At 70.8% G+C, this 21,340-nt stretch carries 15 protein-coding genes and 1 pseudogene; 10 read left to right on the top strand and 6 right to left on the bottom strand.

Translation table 11 applies throughout. From position 1 onward, the window contains the following. Positions 1–49: 49 nt before the first annotated feature. Positions 50–1,588: an alpha/beta hydrolase gene (locus OG982_RS28080; protein WP_266949630.1), complete on the bottom strand. Its 1,539-nt coding sequence runs from the start codon at positions 1,586–1,588 to the stop codon at positions 50–52. A 78-nt stretch (positions 1,589–1,666) separates the two neighbouring features. Continuing rightward, positions 1,667–3,223 (bottom strand): alpha/beta hydrolase, encoded by a 1,557-nt coding sequence (locus OG982_RS28075; RefSeq protein ID WP_266949629.1) that lies wholly within the window; start codon positions 3,221–3,223, stop codon positions 1,667–1,669. A 373-nt stretch (positions 3,224–3,596) separates the two neighbouring features. Between OG982_RS28075 and OG982_RS28070 the strand changes: the two genes are divergently transcribed. After that, on the top strand, positions 3,597–4,685 hold the full coding sequence (locus OG982_RS28070) for a serine hydrolase (protein WP_266949995.1): 1,089 nt from the start codon (positions 3,597–3,599) through the stop codon (positions 4,683–4,685). A gap of 121 nt (positions 4,686–4,806) precedes the next feature. On the opposite strand, the gene OG982_RS28065 is transcribed toward OG982_RS28070, so the two are convergent. Further along, the gene (locus OG982_RS28065) at positions 4,807–6,315 is read right to left on the bottom strand and encodes a DUF4246 domain-containing protein (RefSeq protein ID WP_266949627.1); all 1,509 of its coding nucleotides are present in this window, start codon (positions 6,313–6,315) and stop codon (positions 4,807–4,809) included. Positions 6,316–7,185: 870 nt separating this feature from the next. On the opposite strand from OG982_RS28065, the gene OG982_RS28060 reads away from it, so the two are divergent. Next, a complete protein-coding gene (locus OG982_RS28060) occupies positions 7,186–11,157 on the top strand; it encodes an AAA domain-containing protein (RefSeq protein WP_266949625.1) in 3,972 nt (1,323 codons plus the stop codon). A gap of 763 nt (positions 11,158–11,920) precedes the next feature. Then, entirely contained in the window at positions 11,921–12,355 is a 435-nt protein-coding gene (locus OG982_RS28055) for an NUDIX domain-containing protein (RefSeq protein WP_266949623.1), read from the top strand. 121 nt (positions 12,356–12,476) lie between these two features. On the opposite strand, the gene OG982_RS28050 is transcribed toward OG982_RS28055, so the two are convergent. Next, positions 12,477–12,914, bottom strand: a complete 438-nt coding sequence (locus OG982_RS28050; RefSeq protein WP_266949621.1) for an NUDIX domain-containing protein — start codon at positions 12,912–12,914, stop codon at positions 12,477–12,479. A 46-nt stretch (positions 12,915–12,960) separates the two neighbouring features. Then, positions 12,961–13,331 (bottom strand): annotated as a pseudogene (locus tag OG982_RS28045) (serine/threonine-protein phosphatase); the annotation flags it as partial. Between the two features lie 879 nt (positions 13,332–14,210). Here OG982_RS28045 and OG982_RS28040 point away from each other — a divergent pair. The 3 genes from OG982_RS28040 (at position 14,211) to OG982_RS28030 (ending at position 16,728) form a co-directional block, all read left to right on the top strand. Beyond that, the gene (locus tag OG982_RS28040) at positions 14,211–15,692 is read left to right on the top strand and encodes an FAD-binding oxidoreductase (RefSeq protein WP_266949620.1); all 1,482 of its coding nucleotides are present in this window, start codon (positions 14,211–14,213) and stop codon (positions 15,690–15,692) included. A 195-nt stretch (positions 15,693–15,887) separates the two neighbouring features. Further along, the gene (locus OG982_RS28035; RefSeq protein WP_266949619.1) at positions 15,888–16,304 is read left to right on the top strand and encodes a hypothetical protein; all 417 of its coding nucleotides are present in this window, start codon (positions 15,888–15,890) and stop codon (positions 16,302–16,304) included. A gap of 268 nt (positions 16,305–16,572) precedes the next feature. Continuing rightward, positions 16,573–16,728, top strand: coding sequence for a hypothetical protein (locus OG982_RS28030; protein ID WP_266949617.1), 156 nt, complete (start codon positions 16,573–16,575; stop codon positions 16,726–16,728). Positions 16,729–17,029: 301 nt separating this feature from the next. On the opposite strand, the gene OG982_RS28025 is transcribed toward OG982_RS28030, so the two are convergent. Beyond that, positions 17,030–17,995 carry a pirin family protein gene (locus tag OG982_RS28025; RefSeq protein WP_266949615.1) on the bottom strand — a complete coding sequence of 322 codons (966 nt, stop codon included), beginning with the start codon at positions 17,993–17,995 and terminating at the stop codon, positions 17,030–17,032. 105 nt (positions 17,996–18,100) lie between these two features. On the opposite strand from OG982_RS28025, the gene OG982_RS28020 reads away from it, so the two are divergent. The 4 genes from OG982_RS28020 to OG982_RS28005 all read left to right on the top strand — a co-directional run bounded on the left by OG982_RS28020 (position 18,101) and on the right by OG982_RS28005 (position 21,323). Next, positions 18,101–18,454 (top strand): tetratricopeptide repeat protein, encoded by a 354-nt coding sequence (locus OG982_RS28020; RefSeq protein ID WP_266782136.1) that lies wholly within the window; start codon positions 18,101–18,103, stop codon positions 18,452–18,454. A 74-nt stretch (positions 18,455–18,528) separates the two neighbouring features. Then, positions 18,529–19,734 (top strand): methyltransferase, encoded by a 1,206-nt coding sequence (locus tag OG982_RS28015; protein WP_266782138.1) that lies wholly within the window; start codon positions 18,529–18,531, stop codon positions 19,732–19,734. A gap of 28 nt (positions 19,735–19,762) precedes the next feature. Continuing rightward, a complete protein-coding gene (locus OG982_RS28010; protein WP_266949614.1) occupies positions 19,763–20,521 on the top strand; it encodes a MerR family transcriptional regulator in 759 nt (252 codons plus the stop codon). A gap of 169 nt (positions 20,522–20,690) precedes the next feature. Beyond that, complete coding sequence (locus OG982_RS28005; protein WP_266949613.1) at positions 20,691–21,323, top strand: DUF6230 family protein; 633 nt, start codon at positions 20,691–20,693, stop codon at positions 21,321–21,323. Positions 21,324–21,340 lie beyond the last annotated feature (17 nt).

Raw genomic sequence — 21,340 nt, 5'->3', positions numbered from 1 at the left:
AGGTGATCTTGCACTGCCCGCGCCGCCGAAGGCGGTACCGCATCCGCCGTCAGGGCGCGGTCTTGAACTTCGGCGCCTCAAGGCTCTTCAGGCATTCGGTCTTCGGCGCGTCCGGGTTGTCGAAGAACGAGACGGCGATGTCCTGGGCGCACTTCGAGGTGGCGATCACCACGTGCGGCTCGTAGGGAATCGTGACGACCTTGGCCTTGCTCAGTGTGCGGGCGACGTACGCCCCGTTGTCCGCCCCCGTCTGGGCATCGAACGCACCCGACAGGGCAAGGGTGGGGATGTCGCTGGTCGTGACGTCCCGGATCGAGCGCGCGGCCGCGGGGATGTTCCAGGCGTCGCAGTCCGGGTGGAGGAAGGTGAGCAGCGGAGCCTGGGCCTGCACCGACCGGGGGAACGACGGGAACTCTTCCCGTCCGCCCTGGAGCGCCGCGTCCTTGCTCTCGTACGGCGTCCACTCGCTGCAGAAGATGCCGTAGCTGAGACCGTGCGACACCACACCGATGCCCTTGGGGTTGGTCCTCCAGCCCGCCCACTGCTGGGCGATCCGCTGCGGGTTTCCGTTCGCCAACTCGTCGATGGCGAGAGGTACGGACTCCGCCGTGTGGGTGGCGGAGGTCAGCCAGTTCACCAGGGTCCCGCCGTCCAGCACGACCTTCACCGGCTTCTCGCTGCCGGGGAGCGTGACGGTGGTGGTCACCGGCTTGGCTTCGAGGTCGCTGACGAGCTTCTCGAAGGTGGCCGACAGGTTCGGATAGCGCTTGTTGCAGGCCGGCTGGTCCGCGCAGGCCTTGAACAGGCCGTCGACGCCCTGCCGGAAGCTGCTCCAGGTCGAGGCCGACCCAGACCTGGACGGCGGCAGGATGCCGTCGATGCCCACCGAGCGGAGACCCTCGGGGTGTAGGCGCATGTAGACCAGCGCCAGGTGGGTGCCGTAGGAGATGCCGTACAGGTTCCACTGCTCGACGCCCAGCGCAGCGCGCAGGTCCGCGTAATCGGCGGCGCTCTCGGTGTCGTTGTAGGCACTGAGGTCTGTCCCGCTGGCCGCCAGCTTGTCGCGGCAGGCCTTCGTGGCCTCGACGTGCAGCCGTTCGGTGGACTGAGCGTCGTAGACCAGGCCGACCACGCGTGCGTTGAACTCGTCGACGTTGGGGCAGAGGAGATCCGGGTCGGCCGAGTACGTGCCGCGTTGGGACATGAGGATCACGTCACGGTCGCGGTTCAGGCCGCCGTCGACGGCCATCTTCGCCTCTCCCACGGCGTCGTCTCCGGGTCCGCCCGCGAGCCACACGATGGGGTCGGGTTTCGGTGTGTCGGCCAGGGCGGGCACGATCGCGACACCGAGTCTAATCGTCTTGCCGGTTGGTGCGGCGCGGTTCTCGGGGACGGTGAGCGTTCCGCAGCGGGCCCCTTCCAGCTCCTCGATCGGGTCCGTCGTCTTCGGGCAGGGACCCGGTTCGAAGCTGGCGTCGCCCACCGTCCGGGCGACCGTGCCGATCGGCGGTCCGGGGCTGGTATCGGTGCGGGACTGTGCCTGGGCAGGGGCTGTGAGCAGGCCGGTGACGAGGAGACCGGTCGCCATGCCGGCCGACGTTGCCAGGAGTCGTCGTGTGGTGCGCGGACGACGCGGCGCTTGGTGGAGAGTCATCTGCACTCCCGGCTATTTCGGGATGATCGTGAACGGCTGGGGCTCGACATCGTCCACGCAACTCGTGTCGGGCGCGGTCGGGTGAGCGAGGAACGAGGCCAGCACGCTTTGCGCGCAAGGCGACTGCGGGACGACCCAGTGGCCGATTCCGGGGACCTGCACGGAGGTCGAATTGGACAGGTTGCGCGCCACGCCCTTCGCCCAACTCGCCCCGGTCTTCACGTCGAACGTGCCGGAGACGACGAGTGCCGGCACCGAGCTGAACGTGGGCACCCGCTGGGCGGACGCGCGGTCGGGAACGTTCCAGATCCCGCACACCGGGTACTGGAAGGGCAGCTGCGGAGGCTGGGCCAGGACCGTGTCCGGCCACCCGGGGAAGGCCTTCTGCCCCGCCTTCAGCACGTCGGACTCCGAGTATCCCGGCGCCCATTCACTGCACGCGATCGAGTTCGTCAGGCCGTGCGCGAACTCGCCGACCTTCTGGACCGAGCCGGCCGCGCGGGCCTGGGCGAAGCGCTCCGGGTTCCCCTTGCTGAGTTCCTCGAGCGCTGCGGGCATGTCCTTGGGCCGGGGAGTGAAGGCGACGATCAGATTCAGCAGCGCGCCCCCGTCGAGGACGGTCTTGACCGGCTTCCCACCGTCCGGCGGCGCGACGTTCAGCGTCAGGGGCTGCGCCTCCAGCTTGCGGACCTGCTCCGTCAGGAGTTGGGGAAGGTCCGGGTAGCGGTCCTTGCAGGCGGGCTGCGCCGCGCACGCCTCGAAGATGTTGTGGATCCCCTCGGCGGTACTGCCCCATGTCCACGGCAGGGTCACGAACTGGGAAGGTGCGATCGAGTCGATCGCCACCGCGCGGATTCCCTCGGGGTGCAGGCGCAGGTACGTGAGGGCCAGGTTGCTGCCGTAGGAGTACCCGTAGACGTTCCACTGGGAGATCCCCAACGCGGTTCGCAGGTCGGCGAAGTCCGCCGCGTTCTCGGTGCTGTTGTAGGCGCTCAGGTCGACACCGTCGGCCACGAGGCGGGCCCGGCAGTCCGTCACCGCCTTCAGCATGATCTGTTCCGCCTGCTGTGCGTCGTAGCCCAGGCCCACGGCCTGGGCGTTGAACCGGTCGACCTCCGGGCAGGCGAGGTTCGGCTGGTCGTAGAGGTTGCCGCGCTGGGCCATGACGATCAGTTCGCGGTCCTTGTTCAGGCCGGAGTCGACGAGGAACGGAATGTCGTCGAACGTGTCGGCGCCGGGGCCGCCCGCCATGAACACCACGGGGTCCGCGGCGGGTTCGTCCGAGGCGGCCGGGATCCTCGCCACAGCCAGCTTGATGGTCCGGCTGCCGGGGCGGGAGCGGTTCTCGGGGACCTCGAGGAAGCCGCACCGGGCATCGCTCAGCGCTTCGATCGGCTCGGGCGTCTTCGGACAGGGGCCGGGCACGAACCGGGACGAGCCTGCCGGGCTGGGTGGCCCGACTGACCGCGGAACTGCTGCAGCCGCGCTGCTCGGTACGGGGCCGAAGGCTGCCAGGCAGACCAGAGCGGTCGCGGCGGTCGCCGCCGCGTGGATGCTGTGCTTTGGCATGTGATCTCGTTCCTCTGCCGACAGAGGCGGCAGCCCTGCCGGACCAGGCCGCAGCGGTTTGGCCGGAACGCGCGTCTTCAACGCTACCCGGCGGGGCGTTCGCGCGCTCGCGGAGCGGTCACGCCCCGTGGCCGAGGCCGTACCTGGCCGCCCACCGGGCAGTTCTCGGACCAAGGGATGTTTCTCGGGCCTCCTGCGTCCCTGTGCGCCTCTTCGGACCACCCGCTAGCGTTGGGATTGCATGCCTTCCGCCCGCACCACCACGACATCGCCCAGCGGGGGCCCAGCCGCCGGCTCGGTCTGGGCCCCCGAGTTCGAGAACCCCCTGGGCGACCTCGTCCACGTGGAGAGAGAGGTGGGGTCCGTGCACCGGATGGCATCGTTGTGCGCCGCCGGGGGCGCCATGCTCGCGGTCGTACTGGCCGGTGCCGCAGGGCCGCAGGCATACGTGACCGGCGATGACCACGAGAAGCGCAGCGCGGGTGTTCTCCAGGAGCTGGTGCCTTCTCCTGATGGCCCGGGCTGTGCGGCAGCTGTCGGCGTGCAGGGAAGCGTCGTCTGGGAGGCGGGGAGGGGGAAGGCCGATCTGACGACCGGGCGCGCCATCACCTCGAAGACGGTCTTCGACATGGCATCCAACTCCAAGCAATTCACAGCAGACGCCGTCCTTTTGCTGGCCGGTCGACACCAACTCGCGCTGAACGACCCCCTGTCCGACTTCCTCGACAACCCGCCCGCCTGGACGCGGGACATCACCCTGGGCGACTTGATGCGTCACACCAGCGGCATCACCGACTACCAGGATCTGCTGGAGGCCAAGGGCATCAAGGTGACGGATCCGGCCGGCCAGCAGGAAGCGATCGCGGCCATCCTCGCCTCACAGCCGGAAGATCCGCCAGGCAAGCGTTTCTCCTACTCCAACTCCAACTACGTCCTCCTGGCACATGTCGTCGAGAGGGTCACCGGCAAGCCGTTCCCGACCTTCATCCAACAGGAGTTCTTCACCCCACTGCACCTGCGCATGACTTTGTCCCCGGCCGTGGACGTTCCCGGCAAGGCAAAGTCGTACGACGAGAAGGACGGCTCCTTCACTCCCGAATCCTCCCCCTGGAAACAGTACGGAGACGGGTCCGTCCAGACCACTCCTGGGGAATTCGTCCGCTGGGCCGACAACTACCGCACTGGCCGCATCGGTGGACCGGAACTGCTCGCCGGGGTCACCGAGGGAGCCGTGAGCGTGGGTGACGTCCTGCGTGCGCGTGGAATCGAAGAAGGGCGGTACGGGGCCGGAATCCTCCTTCTCCCCGACAAGAGCCTGGTACATCGCGGCGACTGGGAGGGGTTCCACAGCACCTTCAAGGTGAGCCCGGACCGTAACACTGCCGTCACCGTCGTATGCAACGTGGATTCACCCGATCATTTCCGTGCGGCAAGCCAACTGCTGGACATCTGGACCGAATGACGCGTAGGGGTCGTCCTGCAGCCCTCGCGGAACACACGGCGAGCCAGGCGGCTTCGCGAGTGGTGCTCCACGAACGACGAGACGTGAACGGTCACCGGGCCGCCTGCATCACAGAAGGGGCTCAGTGCTCGCAGAGGGAGAATTCTCGTTCGTAGAGCTGCTCGTTGTGCTCGTCCACGAAGAACTTGCGTTCCTGCATGAGTTGTTCGCGGTAGTCCTTGGCCTGCTCAAGCGTCATGGTCGAGGTGGCGGACCATGGTTGCTGCGGTGGCACCTCGGATGTCGAGACGATCTTTTCCGACGGATCGACCAGGAAGAACGCGAGAATTTTGCGATGTCCCGGGCGGGTGGGGTCCACGAGGCGGAATGAGCCGACGCGGTGTTGCAGGACGTTCGGGAACGCCAGGCAGCGGCCCGCAGGGGTCGATGTCGATCCCAGCATCTGGTTCAACGCGTCTTCGTCCTCCAGGCCGTAGACCTCACGCAGGCCGTTGTCGTCGTTCTGTTCGTAGTGCGGGTCGTCAAGTGCCGCCCGGAAACTCAGCTCGCTTTCGGTGATGTTCTCGCTGTCCCAGTAGTAGATGCCGGTCGAGACGATCCGCTCGTTCACCATCCCCTCGACATGCCAGGAACCGCCCGGGTACTCGGGCTTGTCCGGAGTGAGATGCACAGTGGCAAGCTTGACGATGACCTGGAGACGGCGGCCGCGCAGGTCGACTCGGGCGGATTCGTCGGGCAACTCGGGCGGGGTGAAGGCCGGGGCGTCCGGGATGACCGGACGGCGGTTTTCCCACCAGTCGTCCTGGGCCTCCTCCCACGCACACAGGGCTTCTGCGTAGGCGCCGTCATCACTGTAGGAGGATTTGTCCGGACGCTCCGGCTCCGAGTCGTACCACCCGTAAGGATCTGCCTCGATCCGCAGGGGCCGCGGATGACGCAGATCGGTGAGGACGTTCTCCAGCAGCGGGCGCATGCGCGCGAACAAGTCCGGCAGCACGGAGGCTAGTTCGTGATGAGTCTCGGGGTGGATGTTGTTGACGTACGAACGGAAGTCGACATCGCCGTCGTCACTGACGTCGACGTCCGTGGGCAGCCACTGGAACTTCTCCGAGAATTCGTACTTCGAGTATCGGTCCGTCGGGTTCTGCCAAGCCCGCTCGGGCCCACCGCTCACCTCTCTCACCAGGCAGAAAAGTGAGGGATGAACCAGATCCAGCACCTGGCCGTCGGATCCGGGATGCCAGTCCCGTTCTGCTTCGGGGACCTGTTCCAGAACCCGAACCGCCTCGCGCAGCCGGGATCCGAGCTTGTCGTCGACCAGAGTGTCCGACTGCCACACCCCGTCGACGGCGGACACCTCGACGCCGGTTCGCCCGTCCCGCAGCGCGGCGTAATGCATGAGTTCGGCGAGCACGTAACGAACCTGCGCTTCGGTGAGGCCCTGGGCAACCGCCTCGTGCGTCCACCTGGCGACGATGTCGGCATCGTTCATCTTGTCGAACCACCCGGGCTTCGCCCGAATGCGTGAGCTGAACTGCATCATCTGAAGTTCCCGCAGCGTTCGGGGTGTCGCGAACGATACGGAACGGGAAGCATGAAAGGGCAGCGGGAAAGCAGACAGGCCAGTCAATTCTCTCGGTCCTCCGAGTCGGTGTGCGGTGGCGGGAAGGATACTTCAGCAGACTGACACCGCAGCCGTGGTCCCTGCCGCTGGTCCGGGAGCCGGGCTCAGAAGTGATTTCACCACCGGCAACGCGCTCAAGGAGGGCCTGGACGTCCTCGCGACCGAGGCCGAGGAACACACCTTCCGGATCCCCGAGTTCTGGCAGGTCGTCGACGCCTGCCGTGGTGCCGCGCCACCTGCCCCGCCTCCGCCTTCTGCGGGGGTGCCCACGCCGCAACCGGCACTTCAAGCACGACGGCCGGTTCGCCGGGATCCGGACCGGTCCAGGAGTGGGACTGCAAACAGCCGGAAGCCATCGGCGAGCCTCAACACCGCGCCGACGCCCAAATGCGGCGGCTGCCCGGAGCCCATGCATGCGCCGGGCCCATCGAGGTCGCCGGAGCGGACCCTGCCCGCACCGGCCGGCGGGCCGGTGCCCCGGTGCCCCGGCCCGCCGGCCCACCCCCGTTGTCGTGTCTCGGGCGTCAGCCCGACAGGCGGGCGATGTGTGAGGTCAGTTTCTCCGGCGTGGGGTGCGCAAAGAGCACGTCCTGCCGTAGCCCCCAGTCCTGTCGGCGCTAGGAGCCCTCGCGTCAGGCGAGCACGCACCGACCCTGACTGCTCGCGACAGTCGGGGTCCACGGGAGTTCCACCATGCCCCTCGCGCCTGCCCGCCCCGGCCCGAGCCGGCCGAACCGGCCCTGTGTCCCTGGGCGTTCCGGCGCCGTAGGCCCCCGCTGCTCGGGACTCGGCCCGCTGACGGTCCGGTAGATTCGGCGGCACGGCTGATCTTCAGGGGAGCGGCAGAATGCCGCGCGTGCGACACGGGGGCAGTGGGTGCGGAACGGACACGCGCAGGACCGTCGACGGCAGGCCCTGCTGGAGTGCTGGCGCGCGATCGAGCTGTTCAGCCCGCCGACCATCCCGGCGCTACCCCGCCGACGCCCCGCCGCCCGCTCCGGGCCGAGGGACGAGTACGTATCCGACCTGACGCCGGAGCCGGGCCGGGTACCACCGCTCCTGCCGTGGGCTCCGGACCATCCGGAGACGGGGGCGCGGCGGGCACCGTACGGCCGCATGTGGCGGCACGAGGTCTACTGCGGGGTCTTCGACCTGGAGCTGCTCCGCCAGGCGATGATCGCGGTCCTGCCCGCGGGGACCGATCCCGACCCCGGTGTGCCGCAGAGCGAGCTGGTGCTGTCGGGCCAGAGCGCGATGTTCGCGCTGGTCCTGGACGACGAGGGCCGACCGCTCGAGGACACGTCCGTGATCTCCGCGTGCGCCTGGGCGACCGGCCGCCTCTTCGATCCTGGGCCGTCCACACCTGGGTGGCTGGACGGATTTGAGGAGCTCGACGACGCGTTCGGCGGGGCGATCGACGAGCTCACGGCCACCGCGATCCCTTACGACCCCACCGCACCGGCCGCCGGAACGGTGTACGAGCGGCGGCCCGGCTCCGAGGGTGCGGCGGGAGCGCCGGGCACGGCCGACGGCGGATGGCAACGGCTGCTCGCCGAGATCCTGGGCGGCGCTGCCGTCGGGGCGGTCGGGGCCCTGTTCGGCGAGGTCGCCGGCGCCGCGCTACAGGGCGCGGCGGAACCCCTGGTTCGCCGCGCCGCGGACTGGGTCGCGGCGCGCCGCGCCGCCGAGGAGCAGGTGGAGTCCGGGCGGCCGGACAGTACCGGGGGCGTTCCCGAGGGGGCGTCGACCGACGGTCCTGACACGTCGGCGGAGTACGGGGCCGGCGCCGGTCCCCGTGCGCTCGGGTTCGCCGATCTGGTCGCCCTGACCGCGCAGATCGCCGACCTGTGCGGGGTTCAGGACCACCTGCGGCCGCGGGTGGTCCGGGTGCGCAGCAGGCTGGTCAACCGGCCGCGGGACCCGCAGACGAAGATCGCCGCCGCCGCGCCGTTCTTGAACAGTCTGTTTCCCCCTGATCTGGCCCGGGTGTCCGCGGCCGTCGGCAAGGAGATCGGCCCGGCGCTGGAGGCGTACCTGACCGAGCTCGACGCCGTTGACGTGGGGGCGCGGACGGACGTGCGCCGGGAGCGCGGGGTCGTCCTGGCCGGAGTGGCCCCGGACCTGGTTCCGGCCGGCCGCTGGCCCGCACCGGCTCGGTTCCCGCTCGCGCTGAGCCAGCAGTTCGCGGTCGACCGCATGCTCGCCGACCGAGCGGGAACCGAGGGCGGGATGTTCTCCGTGAACGGCCCGCCGGGCACGGGCAAGACCACGATGCTGCGCGACCTGGTCGCCGCCCTGGTCGTCGAGCGGGCGGCGGTGCTGGCCACGTTCGACCGGCCCTCGCAGGTGTTCTCCGGTCCGGCGTGGCGGGGCAAGGACCGCCAGGGCAGGCACGCCCGCTTCGTGTCGCGGCTCGACCCGCGGCTGACCGGGTTCGAGATCGTGGTCACCTCGTCCAACAACGGCGCCGTGGAGAACATCACCGCCGAGCTGCCCGGCATTGGTGCGCTCGGCGAGCACTGGCAAGCAGGCACCGACCACTTTTCCGACCTCGCCTCCGCGCTCCTCGGCGGGCCGGCCTGGGGTCTGGTCGCGGCGGTGCTCGGCAACAAGGCCAACCGCAAGGAGTTCGGGGACCGGTTCTGGTGGGGCCGACTGCCGGAGAAGGAGACCGACGCCCGCAAGGCCGCGGAGCTGCCGCCGCTGCGCGGCATGCGGGAGGTCCTGAGCGACTGGATCCCGCCCAAGCCACAGCCCGGTGGCCGTGCTCCCGTCACCCCGGCAGACCAGGTTGCGGCCGCGGCCGCCGGGCCCGCCCGGCCCGTGCCGTCGTGGACTGACGCTGTCGCCGCGTTCCGTACCGCCCAGGCCAAGGTCGAGCGGCTGCGCGCCGAACGTGCCCGGCTGACCGGGGCCCTGGCCGCCGTCGAGTCCCCCTCGGCCGGGCAGCGGATCGCGGACCTGGAAGCCGCCGTATCCCAGGCCGACCAGCAGATCGCCGCCGCCGCTGCGGTCCTGGACCGGGCCACCGCCGCCACTGCCTGCGCCCGGACCGCCACCGCGGTGGCCGAGGCCGGGCACCATACGGCCTCCGAGCACGTACCGCGGACCCGCCAGGAGCTGGCCACCGCCCGCGCGGACCTGTCGGCCGCCCGTGAACTGGCCACGCACCACCGCGAGTACGTGACTGCCCTCACCGCCCGCCACGACACTCCCCCGGCCGTCGAGCGGGGCCTGCGCGGCGGGCTGCGCCGCCTGCTGCAGAGCACGGCCGAACGGCAGGCCGCCGAACGGCAGCAGGAGCACACCCAGGCCGAGATCGCGTACCTGCTCGTCCAACAGCGCGCCGCGCTCGAGGACTCCTTGGAGCAGGTCGCCGCAGCCGTGCGCACCGAATCCCTGGCCGCCGACCGGCACGCCCGGTCCGGCAGCGCTGTCGACGAGGCAGCCACCGGCCTCACCGCCGCCCTCGCCTACGAACGGGCCGCGAGCGCGCGGGAATCCGCGGCAGCCACCTCCCTCCGGCACGCCCGGCAGACCGCCGACTCGTCCCGCCGCGACCTGCGGGGCGCCGTCGCCGAACTCGACAGCCGCCACCGCGAACTGCGGGAGGCGGCCCGGACGCTGCCGTCCCTGCCGCTCGGCTGGGCTCACCTCGACGAAGCCGACCAGGAACTCGGCTCGCCCTGGTCCGACGAGGCGTGGTCCACCGCGCGCAGCGACCTGTTCCTGCGCTCCCTCGACCTGCACCGCGCCTTCGTCGCCGGTGCCGCGAAGAAGGTCCGCGGCAACCTCCAGGTCCTCATGGAGCTGATGGCCGGGACCAACGGGCCCGTCCCCGACGAGGAGGTCGCGCACGCCTGGCAGACCCTGTTCCTCCTGGTGCCCGTCGTCTCGACCACCTTCTCCTCCGTCGGGAGCATGTTCGCCCGCCTCGGCCGGGAGTCCATCGGCTGGGTCCTCGTCGACGAGGCCGGGCAGGCCACCCCGCAGGCCGCCGCCGGCGCGCTGTGGCGCGCCCGCAGGGCCGTTCTGGTCGGCGATCCGCTCCAGCTCGAACCCGTCGTCACCATGCCCGAGGCCCTCCAGCGCCGACTGCTGCGCGCCTACGGCGTCGACGAGCACTGGCTGCCGTCGGCCACCTCGGCCCAGGCCGTCGCCGACCGGACCAACCGCTACGGCACCTACCTGCCGGCCCCGGACACCAGCGACGAGCACGTCTGGGTGGGCTCGCCGCTGCGCGTACACCGCCGTTGCGAAGAGCCGATGTTCACGGTCAGCAACGAGGTCGCCTACGGCGGCCTCATGGTCTACGGCACCGCACCCGAGGCGTTCCCCGACACGGAACGGGACGGCCTGCTGCCCAGCCGCTGGCTCAACACCGACGACCCGAGCCGCCCGTCCGAGGCCCCGTGGGGCGAACGCGACCGTCGGGCCTTCGAGTTCGTCCTCGACCACTTGCACCGGCACGGCGTCACCGTCGAGCGCGTGCGCGTCATCGCCCCCTTCCGGGCCCTCGTCGCCGAATGCCAGAAGATCTGCCGCGGTCGTGACGGCTGGACGTCCGAACTGATCGAGGAGCGCTGCGCCACCGTCCACCGGGCCCAGGGCAAGGAAGCCGACGTCGTCGTCCTCGTGCTCGGCGGCGGTCGGCCCGGCGCCCGCGACTGGGCGGCCCGCACCCCGCACCTGCTCAACGTCGCCGCGAGCCGCGCCAAACGCCGCCTCTACGTCATCGGCGAGCGCAGCCTGTGGGCCCCGCTCCCGCACTTCGACGTCCTCGCCTCCGAGCTGACGGAGTTCCACCACCTCCGCGACCGCGCCACCTGGCCGCCCGACACCGAGTGACCACCGACGGGCGGCAGGGCGGAGAGGTACATGCCCGTCACGAAGCGACGCCACAAGCCACCGGCCGAGCCCATGGCGCTGTCTCGCCCGAGACAGCCTCGCGAGTGAGGTCGCCGACGCTATGCCGTCCTGCCGCCGAACACGGCCAGCAGCAACCCCGAAATGACGAGGGCTCCCCAGGCCCCGCACCCGCTGCACCCGGAACACCTCACCCAGCGGCTGGCCATTCCTCCTCACGCAGCCGTCGCCACAACGGCGTTTACGGCGGCGGCTGGTTCACCCGCGGGCAGTGGCCCGGACTCAGGGGGTGGGTCGATGCTCGCGGGCGGTGGCCCGGGCTGACGGGGTGGGCCGATGCTCACGGGCTTCCCTTCCACGATCCCGGGAAAGGACGCGACCCGGCCCGTCTACGGTTCCCGACCGCAAACCCCGTGCTGCAGGTTCTGACGATCCGCCCGTACTCGACGAACGCCTTCCCCCAGCGGGTTCCGGCGGGCCTCGCCGCCGAATCGCGTCGGCGCCTGGCCGCTGCGAGTTCAACGCCCCTCTGCTACGAGGGAGATCCGCTGCTGACGCCAGCCCGAAGGGAGGCCGAGCGCTTGGTGGGCGAGCTTCAGTCCACCCCGCGCAGGTAAAGATCATCCGTACGCCTGCGCCGGTCCGCGGACAGCCGAAATGATCAGCACCCACGGATAGACAGTCCCGGCCTCCACGAGGCCTGGCCCACGAACCAGTCCCTGCACCCCAAGCCGAGGTCGCCGCTATGCCCGAGAAGGTCACGAAGGAAAAGGTCCTCGTTTACGTCGTCCGTGACGGACACCTGCTGGTGCTCCGCCACACCGACTACTCTTACGAGGAGGTCGGCATCCAGGTGCCTGCAGGCAGCATCCGCCTCGGTGAGAACCCGGAAGCCGCTGCTCTGCGCGAGGCCCGCGAGGAGACTGGCCTGTCGGACTTCAAGATCGTCCGCAAGCTCGGCGTGGCCGAGTACGACATCAGCCCGTACCGGTTCGAGATCCAGCACCGGCACGTCTTCCACTTGGAGTTGACCGAACCGACGCCCGACAGGTGGATGAGCCAGGAGGACCACGACGGCGAGCAGGAGCCGACCTACTTCGAGTGCTTCTGGATCCCGCTGGATGCCGCGCATATTCTCCAGTCCGGCCAAGGCGCGCTGCTGGGGCGTCTGTCCGACTAACCACTGGACGTGCGGGCGGGGACGTCCTCACAGCAACCAACAGCCGCAGCACACCGTAGGGACCGTCAGGGCCGACGCAGCTCGGCGCCGGTCCCGACGGCAAGCCCACAAAGACGAACAGCTACTTCGCAGGCTCTGCCCGAAGGTTGCCGGCGCCGATGGCGCCCCGGAGGACGTGGGCGATCTCCTCGGGCTTGAGGTCGATGCGGTCGAGCCCGTCCACGGTCAGCGGGATCTCCTCCAGCGCGTATTCGCCGCGTCCCTCGGCGCTGAACTCAGGCCCGGTGCGGTCCTCGAAGGACCAGGTGGCGATGCGGGCAAGGTAGAAGAGCTGACGCTCGTCGTCCGTCTCCATCGTGTGGAGGAGCCGGACGATGTCGGCCTTCCCTGCGATCTCCTCGTGGATCTCCCGATGGAGTGCGGCCTCCCTCGACTCGTCGCTGGGTTCGACGCCCCCGCCTGGGAGCACCCAGTACTCAGGGATGTCGGGCTTGGTGCGGCGGATGACCAGCATCGTGTCGTCAGCGGTGACGAGGACGGCGCGGACTCGTTCCTTCATTTCGGTCTGTTTCCTTGCTTGTTGGCGTCTCAGTGCAGCAGCCAGCGTCGCCTACGGCGTCCAGGGTGAGGACCATGACGCCCACCGTGTCGCTGCCGTCCAGCAGAGGCAGGTACATCCGGACGCCGCCGCCGGCCAGCGGCACCTCGACTGCCTCCCCGCGCAGGAAAGCCCGGCCGGCGGGAGAGTCGATCACCGGCTCGGGCTGACTGACGTGCAGCTTCCTGCCCGGAAGCGGCACCAGCAACTCCTGTGCGTAGTACTGGAGATGGACACGTCACGGCCTCCGACCCTGCCCACCTCCTCCGCGATCAGCGGGGCGATCAACTGCGGCGGCAGATGCGGCGCCCGGTCCAGCAGCAGACCGAGCAGCCGCTCACCGAAACCCTCCGACCGATCCACCCTCTCCTCACCCATGACCCGGTGTGCCATCTTCCTTCCACCCACGTGCCGGTCACCGCCTCGGCACACCGTGACCCGGTCAGCCGCCGGAGCGGCTCATTGCGCCATGCGCGGCATGTCGTCCCGCGTCCTCGCCACCCTGCCTGCGGTCACGCCGGCCCTATCTGGCCATGGCGGTCGTACGCGCACCGTCCGGGTGGACGACCCCGTGCTGCACCTCGCGGACGAAGCGCAGGAGACGGACCGCCTGTCCGGCTGGGCCAAGGAGGACGACGCCGACACGCTGGCCGAACTGGGTGGCGGGCCGATGGGGATGAGTGTGAAGCGGCTGACCGTAGCTGGGTCCGCGCCGTTGGTGGTGCTCGGGGGAGGCGGGATCGGTTGCGCGGACCTGCTCCTGGGCCGCCTCGTCCAGCGACATCAGCTATGGGTTGAGCGCCGGCGGCTGTACCCGCTGCGCCCCGAGGCGTGCGTCGGGGGCAGCGACCTTGCGGCAGCCCGGTCCGTTGGGGAGGGCATGACGGGGGGGGTGTCAGGCGCCTCGGCGGGTGCCGGGCCGGGGAAGTCTGCCGGGCCGGGCCGGTCTTGGTTGGGCCACGGCCGGTCCGGCAGGCGTCGATCCCCGGGGCCCGGGACACGGTTGAGCACATCGTGCGGGCGGTCCGTGACGGCGACGAGGCCCGTATCCGTACCCTGCTGGCCGACCTTGCGGGGTATCGGCCCAGGGGCTGACTCGGGTGATCTTTACGGGGTGGCCGGGAGTCGTCTTGATCTTGGTGTGCCGGGGGTGGGTGGATGGGGGGTCCAAGGTCTGGATCGCGAGGCCGCCCTGCGGCTGGTGAGGGCGAGCCTCGCCGGAGCCGGGTTCTGGGCTGTGACGCGGGGAGTAGGGGCATGGCAGTGCAGGGTGCGGATGTGCTGGTGGTCGGCGCGGGAGTGGTGGGCCGTTCCTTGGCGTTCGCGCTCGCGGTGACGGAGCCCTCGGTCCGGGTGGCGCTGGCCGGCGATACGGGCGGGGCGGCGACGTCGAACGCCGCGGCGTCGCGTGCGGCGGGGGCGATGCTCGGCGTGCTGGGTGAGGTCACCGAGTGCGGGCTGCGGACCCGGCACGGTCGGCTGCGGACCGACCTCGCGGTCGAGGCGGCCGGGCTCTGGCCGTCCTGGCGGGCCCAGGTCCGCACCGCCGCGGGCGCCGCCGCCCCCGGCCGCGACGGATACGGCACCGGCACATTCATGATCTTGAACGCGGTCTCCTCCGCCCTGGACGACGCCTCGTTCACCGCTGTGGCCCAGGCAGCGGCCGAGTACGGTCTGGGCTGCGAGGAGACCGCACCGGCGGGCATCCCGGGGTATCGGCCGCTGGACAACGACCGTGCCCTGCGCGCCTGGTACCTCCCTGCAGAGGGCTTCCTCGACGCGCGGGCCTGGCTCGCCACCCTGGACACAGCCCTGGCCGCGCTGCCCAACACGATCCGCACCCCGGCCGGCACTCTCACCGCAGCCCCGGAGGGCGGCTACCTCCTCGACACACCTGCCGGCTTCTTCCGCGCTCCGCGCGCGGTGGTAGCGGCGGGCGCCTGGACCACCCCGATCCTCGAAGCCCTCGACCCGGACCTGCCCGTCGTCCCGGTCCTTGCCGCGGCGGGCACCGCGGTGACCGTCACCGGGCCCGAGACACGGCCCGCCGTGATCCGCACACCCAACCGCGCCTACGCCTGCGGCCTCCACGCCGTCCCGCAGGCCGACGGCTCCCTCTACCTCGGCGCCAGCGCCCACCCCGCCCTCACCCCCACCCCCCGGCCCACCGCCGGAGCACTGCGCTTCCTCCTCGACGCCGCACTCAGCCAGCTCGACCACCGCCTCGCCGGCGCCGGCATCACTCACACCCATCACGGGAACCGTCCCCTGAGCCTGGACGGCCACCCCGTCATCGGCCCCACCCTCCGCGAGGGCCTGTGGGTTGCGTCGGGCACGCACCGCGACGGCCTGCACGCCTCCCCGCTGATCGCCGCCGCCCTCGCCGACGCCCTCCTGGCACCCACCCCCACCAACGATCCGCTCCCCGGAGTGCTGGCCGCCTTCAACCCGGGCCGGGAGCTGATCGCCGATCTCACGGTGAAGGAGGCAGCCGCGGAGGCGGCCGCGCATCACGCCGCGCTCGCTGCCGAGGCCCGCATGCGTCCCCCGCTTACCGGCGCATGGCCCCAGGCCCTGGCCGACGGCTACGCCGACCTGCTGGACCGCGCGTATGCGGCCATGCCCGAGGGCTACATCCCGCCCCCGGACCTGGCCCCCCTCGCCTACGAGAGCACGGGTCCAGCTCTCGCCGAGATCGCCGCCGCCCACCTGGCCCGCCACGACCGCGCCCACGCCTGAAAAGGACAGCAGGTGCGCCCGGGCGATACGCGATTGGTTCTGGCACAACTTCCGACAGCGCCCCAGACCATCGCTGTTCGAGGGTGGGTGGTGAGCCCTGTGAGCCGGAGACCCCGCCGAGGAGGCCGTCGAGGCCGAGTCAGGGCGGATTTGACCATCAGCGTTGCCGTTGAAGCCCGTGCTCGTTGACCCGGCATGAAGAAGATCATCGTTACGGGGATGCTGGCTCTCGCCGGCGCTTCCCTCGCAGCTCCCGCTCACGCCGATGGAGGAAGCGCCGTGCCGGGCGTGGACTCGCTGCCCCTCAACAGTCTGGCGAACACTGCAAAGGACCCCCTGAACTCGACTGTCGCTCACGAAGGTGGCGCCGGCGGCCTGACCAGCAGCCTGGGCAACCTCGACCAGCTCACCAGTCTGCTGAACGGGCTCCTCAAGGGGGCGCCCATCAGCGGCGCAGCCACCCCCGGCCACGATGCCTCGGGCGAGGCCGGCTCACCCCTCGGCAGCGCCGGCCCCCTCTCGGCCCTCACCGGCGGCGGTGACAAGGGCTCCCCCCTCGGCTCCTTGACCGGCGGCCTCAGCGGGATCGGCGGCGCTGGCGGTCCCTCCTGAGCATCTCGCCCCGAGTACGAAGAAGCCCCCGCAGAATCCGGCGGGGGCTTTTTCGAACTTGCAGACCGTGCGAGGGGTCGCGGTCCACCAGCGGTCAGGACCTCAACCGCCACCTCGATGCACTCGCTGCGGTCGGTTGTCGCCGACCGCGGCCAGGCTCACCTCGCGAACGTCCGCGGAAGAGCGACCCGTTGTAGAAGGGCCCGCCCTTCCGGCCGGCGGCACTTCATGGTCGACCGCCGGGTCGAGGCGGGGCCAGGAAGGTCCTGTGCCGGCCCACAGCCAGACCGACGGCGCCAGCTCCCTTCTCGCCCGCATGGCCTTCCACCACGCCCGGCTCCAGATCGAAGCCTCGGCGGTCGCCGAACCGTACGCCGCTCTGGTTACCGCCGCGCGCTCCGAGGCCGGCGTCCACATGAGCTAGGCGTGGCAACAGCCGCCGATCGACACAGACAGCGGCATGAATCTGGGTACCGCCTACCCCCGTGACCGCTCGACCGCCGCAGGACACCGACCAACCTGACGAACCGTCACCAAAGTCAGCATTGGGTCAGCATTGGTCCTGGCAAAGCTGACCCCAGCTGGTCACACCTGGGAAACGTCGAGGGCCCGGAGAGGCCTTGCCGGAGCCCTTCGTAGCCCGCCCCGCCGGAACGATTGCCGCACGCGGTACGACCTCTCCTCGCCTGATCTCGACTGGGTGACCTGTGTCAGAAAACCGCAGCTCAGCGCACCCGTCCGCGTGCCTTCAGCGGACCCGGCGGGAGCTGCGGCGCAGGGATCGGGGGGCCGTCGTAGCCCTTCACCTCGCCGAAGCGGGTGCCTTCCATCCAGTCCTTGCGGGCTTGTACGATCTCCTCGTTGCTCCGGCCGATCCAGTTCCAGAACATCACGATCTCCTCCTCGAACGGCTCCCCGCCCAGGAGCATCAGGCCCGCGTCCGAGGTTGCGCGGAGGGGGAGTTCGGTGCGGCCGCAGCCCAGGTAGAGCATCGAGCCCGGGAGGACCGGGACGTCGTCGACGTGGGCCTCGCCCGACATGGACAGGACCGCGTACTCGAAGTCCGGGTCGAGCGGGAGCCGGGTTTGCGTGCCCGCCGTGAGGGCCAGGTCCGCGCCGACGATGGGGCTGTACGCCGTGCCGGGTGAGGTCGCCTTGTCGAGGGTGCCCAGGATGACCGTCGCGCTCAGGCCCGGGGCCGTCACCGATGGAAGGTCCGCGTGGTGCTGGAAGTGGGGCTCGACGTGGCGGTGGGCGTCGGGCAGGGCCACCCACAGCTGCGCGCCGTGCAGGAAGCGGGCGTGCGGGCGCGGGCTCTCCTCCGAGTGGCTGATGCCGCGGCCGGAGGTCATCAGGCCCAGCTCGCGCGGGCGGACCGTCGCCAGGCTGCCCACGCTGTCGCGGTGCAGGATCTCGCCCTCATGGAGCCAGCTCACGGTCTGGAGCCCCGCGTGCGGGTGGGGCGCGACCTGCATGCCGGGCTCGTCGGCGATGTCGTCGGGGCCGTAGTGGTCCACGAAGCACCAGGCGCCCACCATGCGGCGGCCCAGGTTCGGCAGGAGTCGGCGGACCTCGGTGGACTCACCGAGCTTGACCGTGCGCGGGCTGAGGAGCTCGCGTACGGGTTCGGCCACGACGAAGCCGCGGCCGCCGCAGGTGGAGAGCGCGGGCTGGCGTTCGAGATTGCTCATACCGCACAACTTAGTACCGGGGAGCGGATCCGTTCCGCGGAATGTCGGGGCACGCGGCCGTGTTGGAGGCAGGGCACACAGCACCCGAACGGCGGAAGGGACGCCATGAACACGCCGACGGCGTACTACGAGCACGGGACCGCGGCCGAGCGCTGGGAGCGGGGCCGGCTCTTCTTCGAGGCGAAGGAGTACACGGCCGCCGCCCGCGTCCTGGACTCGCTGGCCGGCGAGGTCCCCGAGCAGCTCGCGCCGCGGCTCCTGCTGGCCCGCGCCTACTACCACTCCGCCCAGCTCTCCCGCGCCGAGCAGGAGCTGCGCGGCATCCTGGAGCGCTGGCCGGTGGAGGACTACGCGCAGCTGATGCTGGGCCGCACCCTGGAGCGCCAGGGCCGGGCCGCCGAGGCCGCCCGGTACCTGCGGATCGCCGCCGCCATGGCCGGGGAGTTCCCCGAGGACTGAGTGGCGGCCGACCGGGGGCGCCCGGCCCCGTTCATGCGTGGCCGGGCTCCGCACTCGGTTAGCCTGGGGGCACGATGAACCGTCTGACCACGCCTTTCGGCTCCTACGAGCTCACCCGCTTCCCCGAGGACCCGCGCGACCGGCTCCGCGCCTGGGACGCCGCCGACGAGTACCTCCTGCGCCACCTCGAATCCGGTACGGGGGACCGCGGCCCGGTCGACCTGGCCGGCGCCGGGCAGATCACCGTGCTCGGGGACCGGTGGGGGGCGCTGACGACGGCGCTGGCCGCCTACCACCCGACGCAGATCACCGACTCCTCGCTGACCCGGTCCGCCACCGCGGCGAACCTGGACCGCAACGGGATCGGCACCGCGAAGCGCACGGTGACGCTGCTGACCACGCAGGACGCCCCGCCGGAGCGGATCGACGTGCTCCTGGTGCGGGTGCCGAAGAGCCTGGCGCTGCTGGAGGACCAGCTGTACCGGCTGGCCCCGCGCGTCCACGCCGGCACGGTCGTGGTCGGCACCGGCATGGTCAAGGAGATCCACACCTCCACGCTGCGCCTGTTCGAGCGGATCCTGGGCCCGACGCGGACCTCGCTCGCCGAGAAGAAGGCGCGGCTGATCTTCTGCACGCCCGGCGCCCCCGCCGCCGCCCGCCCGCCGGCAGCGGATCCCTGGCCGGTGACGTACACCGCCGACGAGGACGCGGGCTCGGGCGCGGGCCTGACCGTCGTCAACCACGCGGGGATCTTCTGCGCGGACCGGCTCGACGTCGGCACCCGCTTCTTCCTCCAGAACATCCCGACCAACACGGCCGGCGCCCGGGTCGTGGACCTGGGCTGCGGCAACGGCATCGTCGGCACGGCGGTCGCGGTCGCCGACCCGGACGCCGAGGTGGTGTTCACGGACGAGTCGTACCAGGCGGTCGCCTCGGCGAAGGCCACGTTCCGCGCCAACGTCACGCACGAGCGGGAGCGCGCCGACTTCCTCGTCGGTGACGGGGTGGCGATGCTGGACCCGGGCTCGGTGGACCTGATCCTGAACAACCCGCCGTTCCACTCGCACCAGGCGACGACGGACGCGACCGCGCTGCGGATGTTCGCCCAGTCGCGCAAGGTGCTGCGGCAGAGCGGCGAGCTGTGGGTCGTGGCCAACCGTCACATGGGCTACCACACCCATCTGAAGCGGCTCTTCGGGAACTGCGAAGTCGTCGCGAGCGAGCCGAAGTTCGTGGTTCTGCGGGCCGTCAAGCGGGAGCAGCGCCAGCGGGCCATGTGACCTGCCGGTACGTCCTACACTCGGCCGCGTGGGCAGCCAGGGGGAACAGGACGCGGGCAGCGGCTCCGGGCGCTACCGCCGGGAGGACGTGGCGCGGGCGGCGGGCGTCAAGGCGCGCAACCTGCGCTACTACCAGGAGCGCGGGCTGCTGCCTCCGCCGCGCCGCGAGGGCCGGATCGCCTGGTACTCCGACGACCACCTGGCCCGGTTGCGGCTGATCAGCGAGCTGCTGGGGCGGGGCTACACCGTCAACGGCATCGCGGAGCTGCTGCACGCCTGGGAGGAGGGCGGCGGCCTGTCCCAACTCCTGGGCCTGGAGCGGGAGATGACACGCGACTGGGAGCACGAGGAGCCGGTCACCATGACCCGGGCCGAGCTGCGGGAGCTGTTCGGCCCGGGGGCGACGGCCGAGGACACCCGACGCGCGGCCGAGCTGGGTTACGTACGGATCGACGGGGACCGGGTGACGCACCGGAGCCGCCGGCTGCTGGAGGCGACGCTGACGTTGGTGCGTCAGGGGGTGCCGCTCGCGGAGATCCTGGACGCGGGGGACTTCGTACAGGCGCAGGCGGCCGCGCTCGCGGACCGGTTCGTCGGACTGTTCCGGCGGCATGTGATCGGCCCGGAGGGGCTGGAGGGACTTTCGGCCACCCAGCTGGATCACATCTCGGCGGCGGTGGCGGCGCTGCGGCCGATGTCGGGCGAGGTCGTGGCCGCCGAATTCGCGCGGGCGATGGGGCGGCGGGTGGAGGCGGAGGTCGCCGAACTGCTGCGCGGGAAGCGGTAAAGGGCGACGACCCGGCGGTGACCGGCGAGTAGGAGTCGGCCGAAAAGCAGCGCTCGCACAACCTTGCCAACCACCATTGGCACTCTTACATTCAACTCGTCGGTAACAACGGTGCACAGCCGATATAAGGGACGATCTCATGGTAGATTCCCATCACTTATCAGGCGACTTGTCCGAACCTCCCGGCCCCGAGGACAGAACCGGAAACGGCACCGGCGGTGTTCGCTGGCGCCGCTTCGCCCTCCTGACCGTGCCCGCCGTGGCGGTGACCGCGGGCCTCGGCATCGCCCTCGCGCAGGGGGCCCTCGCCGCCTCGTTCGCCGTCTCCGGACAGCAGTTCAAGGTGTCGGCGTCGAGCCTGGAGGGCGAGGGCTTCGCGCAGTACGGCAGCGTGGACGTCAACGCCCGCGAGGAGCTCATCCCGGTGGCGGTAACGGCCATCCGGGAGGCCAAGCTCCACAACCTGTGCCAGTCGGTGGTCACCACGCTCCCGGTGGTCGGCGACATCTCGCTCAACCTCACCGCCGGCAAGAAGGCCCCGGTCGAGGCGAGCAACCTGTTCGTGGACGCGACGCAGCTCTCCGGCGACGCGGTCTTCAGCAACATCGAGATCGGGCGCGACGCCTCCACCCTCGACAAGGGTCCGGCCGAGGCGCAGGGCATGCAGGACCTGTTCGCGCAGCAGGCGGACACCGTCAGCATCACCGATCTGCACCAGACGGCCTGGGCGACGAACGCCGGGACGTTCAAGCTGTCCGGGCTGAGCATGAACATCAGCAAGGGCAAGAAGGAATGCTTCTGAGCCGTGGGCGGTCGCGG

Source organism: Streptomyces sp. NBC_01551, from assembly GCF_026339935.1.
In the GTDB taxonomy this organism is placed as follows: Bacteria; Actinomycetota; Actinomycetes; order Streptomycetales; family Streptomycetaceae; genus Streptomyces.
The sequence above is the reverse complement of the archived record's forward strand: the minus strand, read 5'-3'. Positions and strand labels throughout refer to the sequence as shown.